The sequence below is a fragment of the Streptomyces sp. NPDC002588 genome (assembly GCF_040295925.1).
GTDB lineage: Bacteria > Actinomycetota > Actinomycetes > Streptomycetales > Streptomycetaceae > Streptomyces.
Window position 1 is genome coordinate 441,271 of record NZ_JBEOWF010000001.1, and the last position, 16,879, is coordinate 458,149.

At 73.1% G+C, this 16,879-nt stretch carries 11 protein-coding genes; 2 read left to right on the forward strand and 9 right to left on the reverse strand.

What is annotated here, in order from left to right; all coding sequences use genetic code 11:
* Positions 1 to 11 precede the first annotated feature (11 nt).
* The 5 genes from ABT057_RS02045 to ABT057_RS02065 are packed head-to-tail and all read right to left on the reverse strand — an operon-like array spanning position 12 to position 5,259.
* Positions 12 to 1,175, reverse strand: coding sequence for an MFS transporter (locus ABT057_RS02045; protein WP_352340449.1), 1,164 nt, complete (start codon positions 1,173 to 1,175; stop codon positions 12 to 14).
* Positions 1,159 to 1,689 carry a GNAT family N-acetyltransferase gene (locus tag ABT057_RS02050; protein WP_352340450.1) on the reverse strand — a complete coding sequence of 177 codons (531 nt, stop codon included), beginning with the start codon at positions 1,687 to 1,689 and terminating at the stop codon, positions 1,159 to 1,161. Before ABT057_RS02050 ends, ABT057_RS02045 begins: the two co-directional genes overlap by 17 nt.
* On the reverse strand, positions 1,686 to 2,882 hold the full coding sequence (locus ABT057_RS02055) for a type III PLP-dependent enzyme (protein ID WP_352340451.1): 1,197 nt from the start codon (positions 2,880 to 2,882) through the stop codon (positions 1,686 to 1,688). The genes ABT057_RS02050 and ABT057_RS02055 overlap by 4 nt, the downstream gene beginning before the upstream one ends.
* Positions 2,879 to 4,201 (reverse strand): DUF6271 family protein, encoded by a 1,323-nt coding sequence (locus ABT057_RS02060; RefSeq protein ID WP_352340452.1) that lies wholly within the window; start codon positions 4,199 to 4,201, stop codon positions 2,879 to 2,881. Before ABT057_RS02060 ends, ABT057_RS02055 begins: the two co-directional genes overlap by 4 nt.
* Positions 4,183 to 5,259, reverse strand: coding sequence for a phytanoyl-CoA dioxygenase family protein (locus ABT057_RS02065; protein WP_352340453.1), 1,077 nt, complete (start codon positions 5,257 to 5,259; stop codon positions 4,183 to 4,185). The genes ABT057_RS02060 and ABT057_RS02065 overlap by 19 nt, the downstream gene beginning before the upstream one ends.
* Before the next feature lie 349 nt (positions 5,260 to 5,608).
* Here ABT057_RS02065 and ABT057_RS02070 point away from each other — a divergent pair, with 349 nt between their 5' ends.
* A complete protein-coding gene (locus ABT057_RS02070) occupies positions 5,609 to 7,147 on the forward strand; it encodes a glycoside hydrolase family 3 protein (RefSeq protein WP_352340591.1) in 1,539 nt (512 codons plus the stop codon).
* Between the two features lie 121 nt (positions 7,148 to 7,268).
* Here the strand turns inward: ABT057_RS02070 and ABT057_RS02075 are convergent, their stop codons facing one another.
* From ABT057_RS02075 to ABT057_RS02085, 3 genes are all read right to left on the reverse strand, one after another.
* A complete protein-coding gene (locus ABT057_RS02075; RefSeq protein ID WP_502973750.1) occupies positions 7,269 to 8,726 on the reverse strand; it encodes a DEAD/DEAH box helicase in 1,458 nt (485 codons plus the stop codon).
* Positions 8,727 to 8,859: 133 nt separating this feature from the next.
* Positions 8,860 to 9,063: a cold-shock protein gene (locus tag ABT057_RS02080; RefSeq protein ID WP_020125862.1), complete on the reverse strand. Its 204-nt coding sequence runs from the start codon at positions 9,061 to 9,063 to the stop codon at positions 8,860 to 8,862.
* 280 nt (positions 9,064 to 9,343) lie between these two features.
* A complete protein-coding gene (locus ABT057_RS02085; RefSeq protein ID WP_352340455.1) occupies positions 9,344 to 12,301 on the reverse strand; it encodes an AAA family ATPase in 2,958 nt (985 codons plus the stop codon).
* A gap of 231 nt (positions 12,302 to 12,532) precedes the next feature.
* Between ABT057_RS02085 and ABT057_RS02090 the strand changes: the two genes are divergently transcribed.
* Positions 12,533 to 15,490 (forward strand): helix-turn-helix transcriptional regulator, encoded by a 2,958-nt coding sequence (locus ABT057_RS02090; protein ID WP_352340456.1) that lies wholly within the window; start codon positions 12,533 to 12,535, stop codon positions 15,488 to 15,490.
* Between the two features lie 34 nt (positions 15,491 to 15,524).
* Here the strand turns inward: ABT057_RS02090 and ABT057_RS02095 are convergent, their stop codons facing one another.
* The gene (locus tag ABT057_RS02095) at positions 15,525 to 16,472 is read right to left on the reverse strand and encodes a hypothetical protein (RefSeq protein ID WP_352340457.1); all 948 of its coding nucleotides are present in this window, start codon (positions 16,470 to 16,472) and stop codon (positions 15,525 to 15,527) included.
* Positions 16,473 to 16,879: the final 407 nt, after the last annotated feature.

Consider the following 16,879-nt stretch of genomic DNA (forward strand, 5'->3'; position numbering starts at 1 on the left):
CGGCGGCCTGTTCATGTGGTTGCCGGGGTCCATCGGATCCGTGTGCTGCACAGGGAGACCACGGCCGCCGCTGCCGCGACCAGGGCCAGGCCCCACACCAGTCCGCTCGCGTTGGCCACGAAGCCGATGAGCGGCGGTCCGGCCAGCAGGCCCGTCGTTCCCATGGCGGCCACCAGGGCCAGGGCGTCCGAGCCCTGTCTCGCCGCGGCCACATAGACGCACGGGGTCACGGCCGCACAGCCCAGTCCGACGAGGGCGAAACCGATCAGGGCCGTCGCCACTCCCCCGCCCACGAGTGCGAAGGCGAGCCCGGCGGCGGCCAGCGCGCTGCCGAGGAACACGACCCGCCCGTCGCCCCAGCGGCTGCGCCACCCGTCGGCGAAGAGCCGGGCCACCACCATCATCCCCGACACGACGGCGATGCCCATGGGCGCCAGTTCGGCGGAGGCCTTGGCGACCTCCCTCATGTAGAGGGCGGACCAGTCGTTCATGGCGCCCTCGGTCACAGTGCCGAACACCATGGCGCAGCACATCCACAGGGTGACCCGGGACGGCAGGGTCCACCGGCCGCGGCCGCCGTCCTCCTTCCGCTTCTCCTCAGCAGGCGCGTCCTCGGCGAGCAGACCGGGTCGGGCGCCGGCGGCCAGCAGGACGAGGACGGCCGCCGCCACACCGAAGTGCCCGGCGACCGACGAGGTGACCGCGTTCATGCCGGAGGCGAGAAGGGCCGCCAGCAGGGAACCCGCGCTGAAGGTCGCGTGCAGTCTGGCCATGGCGTTGCGCCCGTGCCGGGCCTCCAGCGCCGCTCCCTGCGCGTTCATGGCGACGTTCAGGCACCCCACGAACACACCGTCGGCGAGGAGGACCAGCAGGGCGACCGGATAGTTCGGCGCGGCGGCCAGCGCCAGGAGCAGCAGCGTCAGACAGAGGGTCGACAGCAGGGCGAGACGCGCGGAGCCCAGCCGCTTCATCAGCACCGGCACCAGGGGGAACGACGCCACCGCGCCGATCCCCGCCGCCATCAGCAGCACCCCCACCTCGGCCGCCGTCAGTCCGAGGTCCGCCTTGACGGCGGGGATCCGCGAGGCCCAGGTGGCGTACTGGAAGCCGAGGGAGCAGAACAGCGCGGCGATCGCCGACTGCGCGCGGTGGAAGGGGTCACGGACAGGGAACAAGGAGATCAGCTCGCTTCGTCGCCTTGGACATGTAGACGGCGTGCGCGCCGTAACCGCCGGGGCGTACGCCCGGGTGTGCGGTGAACCCGCGCGCGGACCAGAACGGCTCGCTGCGGCCGACGGCGACCAGTGAGATCCGTTCGTCCCCCCGCGTGCGAGCCGTCAGGGTGAGGTGGTTCAGGAGGTGCTGCGCCAGCCCCCGGCCGCGCAGCCGCTCGGTGACGACGATGTCGTGGAGGTGCAGATTGCCCGGGGACGGCGGCGGTGCGGCCGTGTCCTCCGTCCGCTCCAGTTCCGGATACCGGCCGGCCTGGTACGGGAGCGCCAGAAGGTATCCGGCCGGCCGGGAGCCGAAGTCCAGGACGAAACACGTGCCCGGCGAGGCGTCCGCCCTGGACCGCAGTGCCGCGCGCCCCTCGGACAGGCCGAGCCCGGCGTAGGCGCGGGACTCCATCGCCACGATGACGTCCCAGTCGGCATCGGTGATGTGCCGTATGCGCAGGTCGTCGTTCACGGCAGCCGCCCTCCCGTCACGGTGCAGGGCAGCGGGTCGAAGCCGTTGAAGCCCTGGGTCAGGTAACTGATCGCGTAGGCGCCGCTCGACAGCACCCAGACCGGGTCGCCCGACGCCAGGTCCTTGGGCACCTGGACGAGTCCGTGCTCGTGGGGGTAGGCGTCGTCGCTGTCGCAGGTGGGCCCCGCGACCACGGCGGGGAGGCACTCGGCGCCGGGGTGGGTGGGGAACACGAGCGGGTACTGCAGCGCGTCCATCTCGTAGAGGCCGTTGAACTTGCCGCAGCTCAGATAGAGCCAGTACCGGTGCTCGCCGTCCGGTCCGCGCCGCTCGGACAGCCGCGCCACATGGGCCCGGACGGCTCCGTGGTCGGCGACGAGGTGGCGCCCCGGCTCCATGACGAACGCGAGGTGGTCGCCGTGGACTTCCCTGAGGTACCGCATGCCCTCCCGGATCACGGCGAAGATCTTGTCCATCGGGGGGTCCAGGGGCGTTCCGTACCGGTCGAGGTACCCGAGGGCAGGAAGGCCGCCGCCGAGGTTGACGTGGTCCAGGGTCGTGCCGCGCCGGCCCAGTGCGGTCAGGACGTCTGCGAGCGACTCGACGGCGCTGTGCCAGGCGTCCGCGGTCATCTGCTGGGAGCCGACGTGCACGGACAGACCCGAGGGGACCAGCCCCTTGTCCCGCGCCGATTCCAGTACTCGCACCGCGTCGGCGGGCGAGCAGCCGAACTTGTCGCTGAGGCCCCAGAGCGCCCCTTCCCCGCTGGTCGCCAGCCGGCAGAACACCCGGGCGCCGGGGGCGTGGACGGCGATCGCCGCCACGTCCTGGAGGCTGTCGGTCGCGAAGTCCCGCACGCCGAGACGGTGGGCCTCGGCGATGTCCCGGTCGGACTTGACGGTGTTGCCGTAGTGCATCCTGGCGGCGGGCACGCCGACCCGCAGCGCCTGTTCCAGTTCGCGGGGGCTCGCCCCGTCCACCCCGGCGCCCTTCCCCGCCAGACATGTCAGCACCTCGTCGACGGGGCAGGCTTTGAGGGCGAACCGGATGTCCACTCCGGGCAGTTCACGCCGCAGTGTCGCGTAGCGGTCCTCGATCCCGGTCAGGTCGAAGACGATCCGGTCGTCGGTGGCGGCGGCCAGCGCGGCGAACAGGGGGGTCGGCTCGGATGCCGTCGTGATGGCCGTGCTCATGCCGACCGTCCTGACGCCGGGTGCCGTACAGGGGTGAGCCGGGCAGCCCCCACGAGCGGCTGCCATGCCTCCACCAGCAGGGCGAAGTCCTCGATGTCGCCGCGGGCTTCGTCGAGGAGACGTTCTCGGCGCCGTGCCAGGAGGTCGGCGAACACGGCGTACCGGCCGCCGAGTTTCCGGTACGCGCCGTCGAGGACGTCGAGCCGCCGGACGTTCTCTCCGCGGTCGAGCCGGCTGCTCTCCCTCGCCAGCCGGGCGACGGCGGGCGCGCGTACCCGGCCGTGGTCGTCGAGGAGCGAAGCACCGGCGCGGGCCATCGCGTCGTAGAGGAAGTTGAAGTAGAGCATCGACAGCAGGAACTTGACGTAGCGCAGCTGGTACGCCGTGAATCCGGAGTCGGTCCGGCGTTCGCCGGTGTAGTAGTTGACGATGTTCCGGTTGTGCAGCACCCCGGGCAGCGCGGTGTCGTGGACCAGGTGGATCAGGAAGTAGTCGCTGCCGATCGTGTCGGTCGCGGGTGGCAGCGGGACGCGTTCGTGCACCCCGTGGAAGCTGATGTTGCACATGTCCACCCGCATGGGGTCGACCAGGGCGAGGGTCGAGCGGTCCCGGTCGAACGCCTCGGAGCCCGCCCCCCGGAAGGACTCCTCGACGAGCTGCCGCTTCTCCTCGGCGGACCGGTCGAGGGGCGCCCACAGGCTGACCAGGTCGTGGTAGACGTCGGGGTCGAGGCGGAGGATCTCGCCGATGTCGACGGAGAGTTCGCCCACGAAGGAGGCGCCGACCATGGCGACGCGCCGGTGCGCGTACCGCTGTTCCAACGCGTTCTCGGTGACGTCGTGCGCGACGTCCGCGGCGCGCCTGCCGAGCGAGGCCAGCTCGTGCCGGACGGGGAAGACCGGCTCGCCGTTCACGGTCTGGTAGCGGCTGTCGGAGTCCCTGCGGTGGACGGACTCGCAGCCGAGGGCGATGCCGATCAGGAAGGCCCGGTTGGTGCAGGCGCCGTAGGAGAGGGCCGCCGGAAGCATCAGATCCAGCAGCAGTTCGGGCTTCACGGCCCCGGATCTGACGATCACCCGCTGGAGGAAGTCCCGCTGCCGCTCCTCGTCCAGGTGGTGTACGACGATCCGCGGGTCGTCGGGAAGCCTGCGCACGGCCTCGGCGTGTTCCGCGAACACGGCTGCGGCGCAGGAGTCGAGGATCAGGAGGTGGACCTCGACGTCGAACTGCCGGACGGCGTAGGCCGCCTCCTCACCGATGGCCGCGATCGTCGCGGCGCACGGTCTGTTGGTGGGGAGGGTCAGACAAATTCTGCGCATGCCGCTTCTCCCACCGGCTCGTCACCCGGCTCGTCCAAGGACGGTCCGCTCCAGGACGCGAGGCCCAGCAGCCTGGCGCCGAGTTCGCCGAGGGTGGCCCTGCCGTACCTCAGGGATTCGTGCCGCTCGGCGTCGCCGAGCAGGGTGGCGTTCCAGTCCGGTGTACTGAGGGTGCGCCAGGACTCGACGCGGGAGCGCCGCAGCGTTTCGTGGGACTCCAGCGCCGGCATCATCGACAGGTACTGGACGGCGCGTACGCCGTTGTCGGAGGTGTTGGGCGCCACGCCGTGCGCCAGCAGACCGTTGAAGATCAGCAGGTCGCCGGCCTCGAGCTCGGGCCGCACCACGGGGAACTCCGCGCGGTCGACGGCGGGCCGGATCGGGTCGCGGTCGTCGGGCTGGAGCGCCTTCCACCGGTCGAATCGCCGGAACAGCTCGGGACAGCACTGGAATCCGCCGAGCTCCGGGGCGTGGTCGGTGAGGGCGATGATCCCCTGTACGCGCTGCGGCAGCACACCGAGGGTGGTGTCGACATCCCAGTGGAGTTCGATGTCGAACCCCTCCTCCGCGCGCGGGATCAGGGCGCGGTCACGGTTCTTCACGTTGGGCGGGTTCAGGTTGAGCCGGTCGAGGGTCACCCACAGCTCTTCGCAGTCCCACACGTCGACGAAGGCGTCGTAGACCCGCCGTGTCTGGCGGCTGTCCCAGATGAGCTGGTGGTGGTAGGCCTCGACGAAGCCGTAGATGTGCAGTTCCCGGTCCAGGTCGGAGCGGTACTCGCGCTCCTCGTACCACGTGTCCGGGCGGTCGGGGTCGAGCCCCTGGAAGTCGTGGGCGAAGTCCAGCAGGCGGCGGGCCGACGCGGCGGGGATCGCCTGCTTCACCACCACGTATCCGTAGCTCTGCCAGAAGGCGAAGTCGTCCTCGGAGAGGACTCTCAGGGGGCGGGTCTTCTTCAGGTCGCGTAAGGGCGTCTCGGCGAGATAGGTCTCGCCGTCCGCGCTGAAGTAGGGGACGTCCGAGGGAGCTCGATGGAGATGACGGTCAGGCTTCGGCATTGCGGTGTGCTCCAGGCCTTGATCTCGTTCCGGTGACACCCGGCCGGGCGTCACCCAGTGCGCGTGTGAGGGGTGGTGGCCGTTCCCGCGGGTCACTGCACCACGTGCCGCACCAGCCCCTCTTCGAACTCGCGTCTCACTAACTTGGACTAGACCAACTCGGCCTGTCAATCATGGGCGTTGGGCGCGTTTCGTCGCCAAGTCGGCTCGATCCGGTACCACTTGACACGGCGGGTCGACCTGGCGGAGATTCATTGGTCTGTACCAAGTCGGTCGAGTGGCGTCGATGCGAGTCGTCGTCGGCACGGCCGCGCGAGCCCTCTGACGAAAGGGGCACTCGATGCACCCGATGCTTTCCAGCAGGCACAGCGGGGAGTTGCGCCGGTCGGCGCTCTCCGTCCTGCAGCCGGGGTTCGTGGGTACCGAGGCGCCGGAGTGGGTGCTGCGCGCGATCGGCGAGGGGCTGGCCTCCGTGGTGCTCTTCTCCCGCAACATCGTCTCGCCGGCACAGGTTGCCCACCTCACCGGCCGACTTCGCGCGGAGAACCCGGAGTTGATCATCGCGATCGACGAGGAGGCCGGCGACGTCACCCGGATCGAGTCGTCGACCGGTGCCACCCGGCCGGGCAACTTCGCGCTCGGCACGGTCGACGACACCGAACTGACCGAGGCCGTCGCAGCCGATCTGGGCCGCCAGCTGCACGCCGCGGGGGTGAGCCTCGACTACGCGCCCAGCGCGGACGTCAACTCCAACCCCGACAACCCGATCATCGGGGTCAGGTCGTTCGGCACCGACCCGGAACGAGTGTCCCGGCACACCGCCGCGTGGGTCCGGGGCCTGCAGTCCGCCGGGGTCGCCGCCTGCGCCAAGCATTTCCCCGGCCACGGCGACGTCGCCGTCGACTCCCACCACGGGCTGCCCGTCTACGCCGCCGACCGCGAACAGATCGCCGCCCAGGCCCTGCCGCCGTTCCGCGCCGCCGTGGACGCGGGCGTCCGCGCGGTGATGACCGGCCACCTCCTGGTGCCCGCCCACGATCCCGACCTGCCCGCCACGCTGAGCCGGCGCATCCTGGGCGACCTGCTCCGCGGAGAGCTCGGATTCGACGGCCTGATCGTCACCGACGCCATCGAGATGGGGGCCGTGACCGACCGCTACGGCATCGGCGGGGCCACGGTCGGAGCGGTCGCCGCCGGGGCCGACGCCGTCTGCGTCGGCGGCGAGAACGCCGAGGAGGCCACTGTCGCCCAGCTCACCGGCGCCCTGGTCGACGCCGTCCGGTCCGGGGAGCTCACGGAGGAGCGGCTCGACGAGGCGGCGGGCCGTGTCCGGGAGTTCGCGGCCTGGTCGAGGGGCCTGGACCCGGCCGGTCCCGTCGGTCCCGGCGCCGGGGACATCGGTTTCGCGGCCGCCCGCCGGGCCATCCGGCTGACCGGTGCCGCGCACCGGGCCCTGCCGCTGTCCGCGGCGCCGCACGTGGTGGAGCTGGTGCCCACCACCAACCTGGCCATCGGCAAGGAGACCCCCTGGGGGGTCGCCGTCCCGCTGGGCGAGCGGCTGCCCGGGACCACCTCCGTACGGGTGCACCACCAGGAGCTGCTGCGTCCGCGGACCGGTGCCCTGGAGACGCACGCCCTGGCGCCCGCCTCGGGACGCCCCCTGGTCGTCGTCGTCCGGGACGCCTCCCGGCACGCGTGGATGGCCCGCGCCCTCACCGACCTCGTCACGGCCCGCCCCGACGCGATCGTCGTGGAGATGGGTCTGCCGGGCACCCCGGTCCCCGGAGTGGCCCAGATCTTCACCCATGGCGCGACGGCCGCCTCCGGGGTGGCCGCGGCAGAGGTCCTGACGGGCGCCGGTCAGGGCCCTGCTGCTGGATCTCCGTGACGCCGCGGGGATCCAGCAGGAGAGCCCTGACCCGGGGTGGAGTGGCGGCACGGGCCGGGGGAACGAGCCGGTCCCCAGGGGGAGGTGCCGGTCGCACCCGGCCCGGGGCGGCCCGCGGGTTCTACGCCCCGCGGCGGATCCGGGCCGCTTGGCGGGCCTCGGCCGTCTGACGGGCCTCGGCGGACCGGCGGGACTCGCCGCCGCGACCGGCCCGCCCCGGACGGGCGCCCATTCCGCGGAAGGGGGCGCCACCGCGCTTCGTGCGCTCCGCGACCGGCCCGCTGCCGCCGACGGGCACTCCGGACGGAGCCTGGGCGCCGGTGATGCGGCTCAGCTCGGCCTCCCCTGACCGCACCTGCGTGACCTGCGGCCGGATACCGGCGTCGGACATGAGCCGGGCCACGTCCCGGCGCTGGCCGGGCAGCACCAGCGTGACGACGGTGCCGGACTCGCCGGCGCGCGCGGTACGGCCGCCGCGGTGCAGGTAGTCCTTGTGGTCGGCGGGCGGGTCGACGTTGACGACCAGATCGAGGTCGTCGACGTGGATGCCGCGGGCCGCGACGTTGGTGGCCACCAGGACCGTGACGTCACCGTCCTTGAACCGGGCCAGGGTGCGGGTGCGCTGGGGCTGCGACTTGCCGCCGTGCAGCGCCGCGGCCCTGACACCGCTGCCCAGCAGATGCCTGGTGAACTGGTCGACGGCGTGCTTGGTGTCGAGGAACATCAGCACGCGCCCGTCACGGGCGGCGATCTCGGTGGCCGCGGCGTACTTGTCGGCGCCGTGCACGTGCAGCACGTGATGGTCCATCGTGGTGACCGTGCCCGCGGACGGGTCGACGGAGTGGACCACGGGGTCGTGGAGGTAACGGCGGACCAGCAGGTCGATGTTGCGGTCGAGCGTGGCCGAGAACAGCATGCGCTGACCATCGGGGCGCACCTGGTCCAGCAGTGCGGTGACCTGGGGCATGAACCCCATGTCGGCCATCTGGTCGGCCTCGTCGAGGACGGTGATGTTCACCCGGTCCAGGCGGCAGTCCTTGCGTTCGACGAGATCCGCCAGACGGCCGGGCGTCGCGACGACCACCTCGGCCCCGGCGCGCAGCGCGCCGGCCTGCCGGCCGATCGACATGCCGCCCACCACGGTGGCCAGCCGCAGCTTCACCGACCGCGCGTACGGGGTGAGCGCGTCGGTGACCTGCTGGGCCAGCTCCCGGGTGGGGACGAGGACCAGGGCCAGCGGCTTCCGCGGCTCGGCACGCTGCCCCGCCGTGCGCGCGAGGAGCGCCAGGCCGAAGGCGAGCGTCTTGCCCGATCCGGTGCGCCCGCGTCCCAGGACGTCACGCCCCGCGAGCGAGTTCGGCAGGGTGGCGGCCTGGATCGGGAACGGCTCGCGCAGGCCGAGGCCGGTGAGCGTCTTCGACAACTCGACGGGCAGATCCAGTTCGCCGAAGGTCGATACCGCGGGCAGGGCGGGGGTGACGGTGACCGGCAGGGCGAACTCGGAACGGTCACGCGTGCGAGCTGAACGGCTCAAGGAGAACCTTCCTCGACGGGGCACGCATCGAGGAATTCCCGACATGGATGAAACGCCGGATGAATTGCAGGAACGAGCCAGGAGTCGGACGGGAAAACAAAAAACTTGTCGCACTACGACAAAGCAGCCGGCTGGTACCCGCACAGATGCGGGTACCAGCCGGCTTGTACGCCTCAGGTCAGGCGGGGGTGATGTTCTCCGCCTGCGGGCCCTTCTGGCCCTGCGTGACGTCGAAGTTCACCTTCTGGCCCTCCTGGAGCTCACGGAAGCCCTGGGTGGCGATGTTCGAGTAGTGGGCGAAGACGTCGGGGCCGCCGCCGTCCTGCTCGATGAAGCCGAAGCCCTTTTCCGAGTTGAACCACTTGACGGTGCCAGTAGCCATGTCACATCTCCTTCGGGGTCACACCAAGGGCTCACACCGCGTGAACCCTCGCGTTGCCACTAATGAACCCCGCCCGGATAAGCACCGGAGATACAAAAAATGCCCGACGACATATTGTCGCCGAGGCACTTGAAGTTTCGGGAACCACAACTGCAACTGGCATGAAGCCTAGCACGGTACATGGATTGCACAAGGTGCGACCAAGCGGCCCGAAATGTTTCGGCAATGTCCCTGCCACGCGCCGACCGGCGTCCACGGTTCCACGCCTGCGCGTGCACGCCTACGGCTCCCCTGTGAGCGTGCGGACGCGGTGGCCGGTGAGCACGGCCGTCACCACTTCGGTGCGGGACCGCAGCCCGGAGCGCGCGAACATCCGCGACAGACGGTTGGCCACCGCGTCCTCGCTGAGCCGCAGCAGCACGGCGATCCGGCGGTTGGTCAGCCCTTCGGCGATCAGGGTCGCGAGCAGCTGCTCGTTCTCGGCGGTGGCCCGCTTGCGCCCGGGGACGGTGATCCCGGCCTCCCGCATGGCCGTCCGGGTGCGGAAGCGCCACAGAGCGGCGCCGGTCCGCCCGAAGAGTTCGTACGCCTCGGACAGCAGCTCGGGCGGGCCCGCGCCCGCGCCCGCGGCGGCGACGAGGGTCACCGCCGTCTCGAACGGCTGACTGCGCGAGCGTGCCAGCTCCACCGCCTCCCTCAGGTGCTCCCGGGCGATACCGGGACTGTGCCGCCGCAGGACGCGGGCGGACGCGAGCAGATGTCCGAGCCGGGTCCTTCCGCCGTCCGCCCGGCCGGAGATCCGTTCCAGGCGCTCCAGGCAGGTCAGTGCCTCACCGGTGCGTCCGGTCTCCGCGAGGACCTCGGCGAGGGACGCCCACAGCTCGTCCGTCCCGGCCACCTGCCCGTGGACCGCCGCCGCGTCCAGACCCCGCCGCAGTGTCCTCTCCGCACCGGACAGGTCACCGAGGGTCCGCAGCACCTCCGCTTCGCAGGCGTCCAACGAGTACTCCAGCGGGCCCCGGCCGCGCGCGCCGTCGAGGATGCGTCGGGCGCCGTTGGTGCGGCCCCGCGCGAGGAGGACGGCCGCGGTCCGCGCCGGAACCAGGCAGCTGTCCGCGGCGGTCGCGCCGACACGGTCGTTCGCCAGCATCCACCGGGCGGGTTCCAGCGCCTCGTCCCACCGGCCCTGGAGATGACGCCAGAGGAACACACTGCGCGGGGGCAGCGCGTCGGCCGTCAGGCCCTGGGCGGCCAGCAGTGCTTCCGCGGCGTGCAGGTCTCCGCCACTGAGCAGTTCGTCGAACATGGCGGTGGCCAGCGCCTGTGCCTGGCCCACGCCGAGGTGCGACGCCTCCGGAAGGGCCAGCGAGCGTCTGAACCGCCGCGGCCGGCCCAGCGCCAGTTCCGCCACGGCGCGGTAGTAGGCGGGCTTCACCCGGGTGCGGACATCGGTGTTCCACACCGGTTCGGTGCGCGCGAGCAGGTCCAGCGCCTCCTGCCACCGCTCCAGCCGGCACAGGGCCAGCGCCCGGCCGGTCACGGCGACCGGGGCGGGCAGCCCCAGTTCGTCCCACCACTGCGTCGTGGCCAGCCGGGACAGCGCCCGCCGGTCCACGTCGTCGGCCGTCGCCGCCGTGAGGAGGGTGGCGGTGTCCTGCAGCACCGGCGGGCCGACGACGTCCGCCGGGTTGCGCAGGATCGACTCGGCGATGATGCGCGCGACCCGGAAGTCGCCCGCGTGGTAGGCGGCCTTGGCGTACCGCTGCAGGGCCGGTACCCGGTCGGCGGGCCGCTCGATGAGGTTGCCGGCCGCCCGGCACCACCGGAGCACTCCCCTGCCCTCGCAGTCGCGACGCAGGCTGTCGGCGGCGGCCGTCAGGTCCCCGACCGCACGGTCGCGGTCGACCAGGGTCCCGGCATCCGCGATCCGGTCCGCCAGGTAGGCCACCGCGTCCGCACCGGCGAGCAGGGCCGGCGCCGGCGGCCCACCCGCGTCTCCGTCCGCCCACAACGCCTTGACCGCGGTCGCGGACAGGCGGCTGCGTTCCAGCGGCCCCAGTCGCTCCCGCAGGGCGTGTGCCGTCAGCGGAACGGCGAACGTCCAGCCGCGTGCCGTGTCGCCGCCCGGCCCGGACACGGCTTCGACGATCTCCGCGGCGATCAGCTCACGGATCCCGGCGGCGACGGCGTCGGCGGACAGTCCGGTCGAGGTCGCGGCGAGTTCCGCGGCCCGCCCGCCGAGCGGCCACAGGACGCTCAGGGCCCCGGCCACCCCGCGAGCGGGCCCGCTCAGCGCGTCCACCGCCCGCATGAACCGGTCGCGGTCCGACAGCACCGGCGTCGGCGTCCTCGCGCCGACGAAGGCGTACCCGTCGGCGACCTTGATCGCCCCCTGCCGCGTCCACCCGGCGAGCAGGGCGTCGACCGCCCCGGGAACCCCGCCCGTCAGCTCCCGCACCCGCCGGGCCAGGCCCGCGTCAGGTGTCGCCTGTAATCGTCGTGCCACCGCCTCGGTCGTCTCCTCCGGGCCGAGACGGGGCAGAAGTACCGTGCGCGTCCACCGGGCGCCCGCCAGCCGTTCCACGGTGCCGTCGAGGCCGTGCGCCCCTGGCGTCCGGACCTCGTCCGCATCGGCCGGGCCACGGGAGGATCCCCCGTCGGCCGCGCTCTCGCACCGTTCACCGCGCCCCACCGCCGAGGCGATCAGCCGGACACCGGAAGGCACCCGCGCGAAATCGGTCGCGCCGAGCACGGCCAGCGAACCGGTGTCGGCGTACTGGACGTCGTCCATGACTACGACCATGGGCGCGGACCGCGCGAGAGCGGCACGCAGCAGTCCGGCCAGCGCCGTCCCGTCGTGCCGCTCGGCCGCCCGCAGCGCCTGCGCGACCGGCTTCGCCGACCGCTGGCGGGCCGCGGCGGGCCGGTGTCCCTGCAGCGCCATGACCAGCCGCAGCGCGAGCAGGAGCGGCCGTGCACCGTCACCCGGAACGCACCCCACCTCGAGCACGGTCGTCCCCTCCGCACGCAGGCGTTCGGCGACGGCGTGCACGAACGCGGTGCGCCCGGCTCCTCGTTCGCCCCGGACCAGGAGCAGGCGCGGCCCGCCCGGATCCCGCAGGCCGCCGTGGACCGCGTCCAGCCCCCGCTCGCGGCCGATCAGGCGGTCGGCCGGGGGTTCCGGGCGCGCGGTCGTACCGCCCGGGACCGGCCGCGGACCTTCGGACGGAGCAGTCACTGGCCACCGTGCTCTCTTCGCTGACATGGGGCGGACGGGCGGTGCCGGACCCGGATCCGCCGAGGGGGTCGCCGGCGGCCCGCGTCCGAACCCCTCCGTCGGCGCCAGCCATTATCGTCATTTCCCTATGGTCATTTCCGTCGGGCAGCGGGCTCCGGAAGCACCGCGCCGCGGACGTTCCTTCTCCCGACCGCCGTTCACACGCGGAGTACCGGACCGGGAGGGGTGGGCGTGCGGGAGGACGGAACCGTCGTCGGCAGGGACGGCGAGATCCTGGAAGTGGCTCGGACGCTGGTGTCCACCGGTGATTCGGCGCGCACCCTGCTGATCGTCGGCGGAGCCGGTTCGGGCAAGACCGCCGTACTGGAACAGGCCCGGCGAGCGGCGGTCGAGGAAGGTGCCGAGGTTCTGCGGCTGCGCTGTCACGACGGTGGGAGCGCCACCGGTGCCGCCGCCCTGGCCGACGGCGTCCACCATGTGCTCACCCGGATCCACGACCGCCGGAGTGCGGTCCGCACCAGTGCCGTCCGCCGGATCCGGCTGCAGGCAACCGGCCGCGCCGGCGAGCTGACGCTGCTGTCCGTCCTCAGCGAGATCCTCGCGGACGCGGCCCGCCGTCTCCCCTTCGCGGTGGTGGTCGACGACGTCGAGCGGCTGCCGTCGCCGACGGCATCCGCCCTCGCCCTGCTGTTACGCGTCTTCCGCCCGACCGGCGTACCGATGGTGATGGCCGGACGGCCGGCGCACCCGGGAGACGACGGCGTCCCGCAGCTGACCGCGGCGGCCGACCGGCTGCTCGAACTGCCGCCGCTGCGGCCCGCCGAGGTGGAGACCCTTGTCGTACGGCGGCTGGGCCGCCCGGTCGAACCGGCGCTGGTGACGGCGGTGCTGCGGGCGCTGGGCCCCATGGCCGGCATCCCCGAGGCCGTGCTGTCGGTGCTCGACTCGATGGAGGAGCGCGGCGACCTACTGGAACTCGACGGTCATGTGTGCCTGACCGAACCGGAGCACACACTGCGGCTCGGCACCGACGTGGCGCAACTGGGCCGGCTCTGCTGGCCGGGCGCGCCACCGGACGCCGTCGCCCTGGACGCGGCGGCCGCGGTGGCCCGCAACCTCGAGCACACCGAGATCAGGCTCGCGGATCTGCACCGGCTGAAGCCGGGCGGCCCACGGCGGGCCGGTCTCGTCGACCGGACCGTGACCCCGCTGATCAGGGACGGGATCCTGACCGTGAACGAGGACGGCCGGATGGCGTTCGCCGTTCCGGCTCTCGCGGCGGCACTGCGCGCACTGCCCACCCGCCACGCCGTGCCGTCGCTGCACGCCCTGATCGTCCGGTCGCTGTCCGACCGGCTGGGCGCAGAGACGGCGGGGAGCTGCTGTCCCCGTCTGGCCGATCACGTGGCGGCCGCCGGGACCGAACTGGACGACACCCTCGCGGTGGATCTGCTGCTGGCGGCGGGCCGTGCGGACGCCAGGTCCGACTGGCCGCGATCGGTCCGCGCCTACGCCTCGGCGCTCCGGCGCCTGGGGCCGCACGACCCTCGTACCCCTCGCGTGCTGCGCGAGTCCGCCGAGCTGAGCCTGCACCACGCCGACCACGCCGGCGCGCTGGCGCTGGGCGAACCGTTGCTCGCCTGTCTGGACAGCTCATCGGCCGAGCGGGACGGGGAGGGGTTGCGCTTCGTCGCCGGGGTGTGGGCCCTGGCGGGACTGCACGAGCACCGGTCGCCGTACGCACCCACCGGTCCCCGCGGGCGCGACGGCCTGGAGCGGCTCCCCACGGTGGCCGAACTCGCCGCCCTGGCCGGACCGTACGGCCTCCCCGAGCCGGCCCGCCCTGCGGACGGGGAGTCCGGGCCGACGGACGGCGAGGCACGGGCGGCGGGCGGGGTGAGGACGGTCGGGGCGGGCAAGGCCCCGGGGCCGGAGCCGGCGGCGCGGCGGCCGGGGACGGGGCCGCTGCCGTCGCCTGCCGAGGTGCGGCTGCTGGCCGCCGCCTCGGGCAGCCGCGCCGGTCTGCTCGGGGCCCTCGTCGGCGCCCTGCCGCCCGAGGCCGACACCTCGCGGACCCTGGACCGGCTGCGCGACGCAGCCGCCCACGCGGACCTGGCCGGCGCCCTGACCGCCGTACTCGGTGACCGGTACGCGGGGGCGGGGGACAGCACCGCCGCGCACCACCACGCCATGGTGCGCGACTACCTGAGCGGGGACTGGGACCGGGCCCTGGCACACGCCCGCCGGATCGAGGCGCGAAGCCGCACCGTCGGCACGGAGGCCGCCGCCGCGCAGCCGGCCCGGGCGCTCGCGGCCGAGATCCACTGCGCACGCGGGGAGTTGGGGCGCGCCCGGGCATGGCTGGGGCTGATTCCCGACACCGTGCCCCACCCGCTCGTCGCCTGGGTGAGGCTCGGCGTGGGGTACTGGTCGGGCGGGGTGGCGGAGGCGCGGGAGAGAGCACGTGCGGATGTACGACGGGCTCGCCGCCGCGGACTGCTCTCGGGTCTCGAGAGGGTGCTGCTGCGGTGCCTGGCCTACGCCGTGCTGGAGGACCTGCCCCAGGTCATGCGGGAGGCGATGGACGAACTGGAGGCGCTGCACGAGGAAGTGGGCTCCCCCATGACGTACGAGGCGGTGCTCTTCGGCCGTGGCCTGGTGCACGGCTGTACGGACAGTGCCCTGGCCGCCCTCCGGTCGGTGCAACGACGCGGCGACGTGTACCTCGGCCTGCTCTGCCACCTGTGTCTGGTGGAGCTCGGCCACGACTCCGAAGGGCGACTGGCCGAGGCCTCACGCATCGCGCAGGCGCTGGGCATCGGGCGCGCCACGCGTACGACGCTCGGCCACATGGCGCGCCGGCAAAGCGTCGTACTTCGCAGGCCGCGGCCGGACAAGGACGCGTTGAGCGAGGCGGACGTCAGGCTGACCGTGCTGGTCAGCGACGGGGCGACCAACCGGCAGATCGCGGCGCGGCTCGCGTGGAGCGAGAAGACCGTGGAGCGGCGGCTGACACAGCTGTTCCAGCGCACCGGGTGCCGCTCCCGGGTGGAGCTGGCCGCGGCCTGGTGGGACGGCAGCCTCGCCCGGCGCGCCCTGGTGGCCGACAGTGGGCCGGACGGTGCGCCCGACCCGGCCGGGGGTTCCTTCCCCGCCGCCGACCGGGAGACGCCGCCGGGCCGGCGGTGAGGTGGTTCCCTGCCGTGACCGCCGGTCCAGCCGGTCAGGCGGAGCCAGCGGTGTGCCTGTCGACGGGCAGACCGAGTCGGCCGGTGTCCAGGGAACCGTCGGCGTTCACCTCGAAGCGCCAGTCCGCGTCCGGGACGTACCCGAGCACCAGGAGCGCGTCGGACTCCCGCAGCGGAGTGTCCGACCATCGCTCGTCGCGGAACTGGGCGGCGGTCACCACGAAGAGCCGGCGGGCGTGCGTCCCCGTGGAGGCCGCGCCGCCGCCCCCGCCCGTCCTGAAGTGCAGGGTCCGGTGAGCCGACGCTCCGGTATCGGCTCCCGGCCGCGCGCTGTCCCCGCGGGTCAGGGCCTCGCCCCGGGTGGGCGCGGTGTGCAGACGGGCCGACCGTGTGTCCAGGCCGTCGGTCACCGAGGGCCCGGCCGCCGAACCCACCAGGACGACCACCGCGAGGACGCCGACCGGTCCCGAGACGATTTCGTTGATGAGCGCTTGGGCCAGCTGCAGGACATCGTTGTCGTCCCCGGTCAGGGCGATCGCCCCGGGCAGCCGCGAGAGGTCGACCAGCACCCTGTCGCCCCCGTGGTGGCCGAGCGTCACGGTCAGGGAGTACGGATGCGTGGGACCGGCGCTCCCGTTGCCGGCCCGGCGCAGGTTCGCCGGGTCCACCCACCACTCCTTCCCGGAGACGTCCGCGGCCCATGGCGCGGGCGCGGGCGCGTCGGCACCGGCGAGCAGTAACGTCATCCGCCGCTCCGAGTGGAGTACGGCGTGCACATCGGGCAGCGGGCGCGTGCCGTGCTCGCGCCCCTCCGCCACGGCCCGCAGGCCCAGGGCGACCGTCTCGAGTGCCTTCCGGTCGGCCCTCCGCCCTGCGGCGGGGACCCGTCCGGGGGAGAGCCGGGGTGTGCGCCGGGTGAGCACGGCGACGACCCCGAGCAGCCCCAGGCCGAGCACGACGGACAGGACAATGGACGCGTTCATGCGGCCACCCTTGTTGCTAGAAGTTGCCAGAAACGTTCACCGGCGGAGCGGGGACGCGGACCGCGGTACGCCGCGGACGAACCGTCACGGGCCCGGTGCCACCCGTGGGATCTCCCGTTCGCCGGCCGACGGACGGCCGATGCCCGCGCACCGCCCGGCCGGAGCCCGCTCGTCCGCACACCGGATGCCGCAACCGACCGGCTACGCCGCGTAGTCAGGAGAACCCGTGGAGACATGGTGCTGGGCCCTGTGCGTCCGGTGAAACCCGAAACGACAAACCTTGCCGCTCTGTACAAGGAGAGCGTGCGGCGCTCCTCGCGGCAGATTTCCCTCGGGTGAGGGACGGCGGAGCGGTGGCACGAGTGTCCGCTCGCTCCGGATGGCAGCATCGGTCCCCGAACCACCTG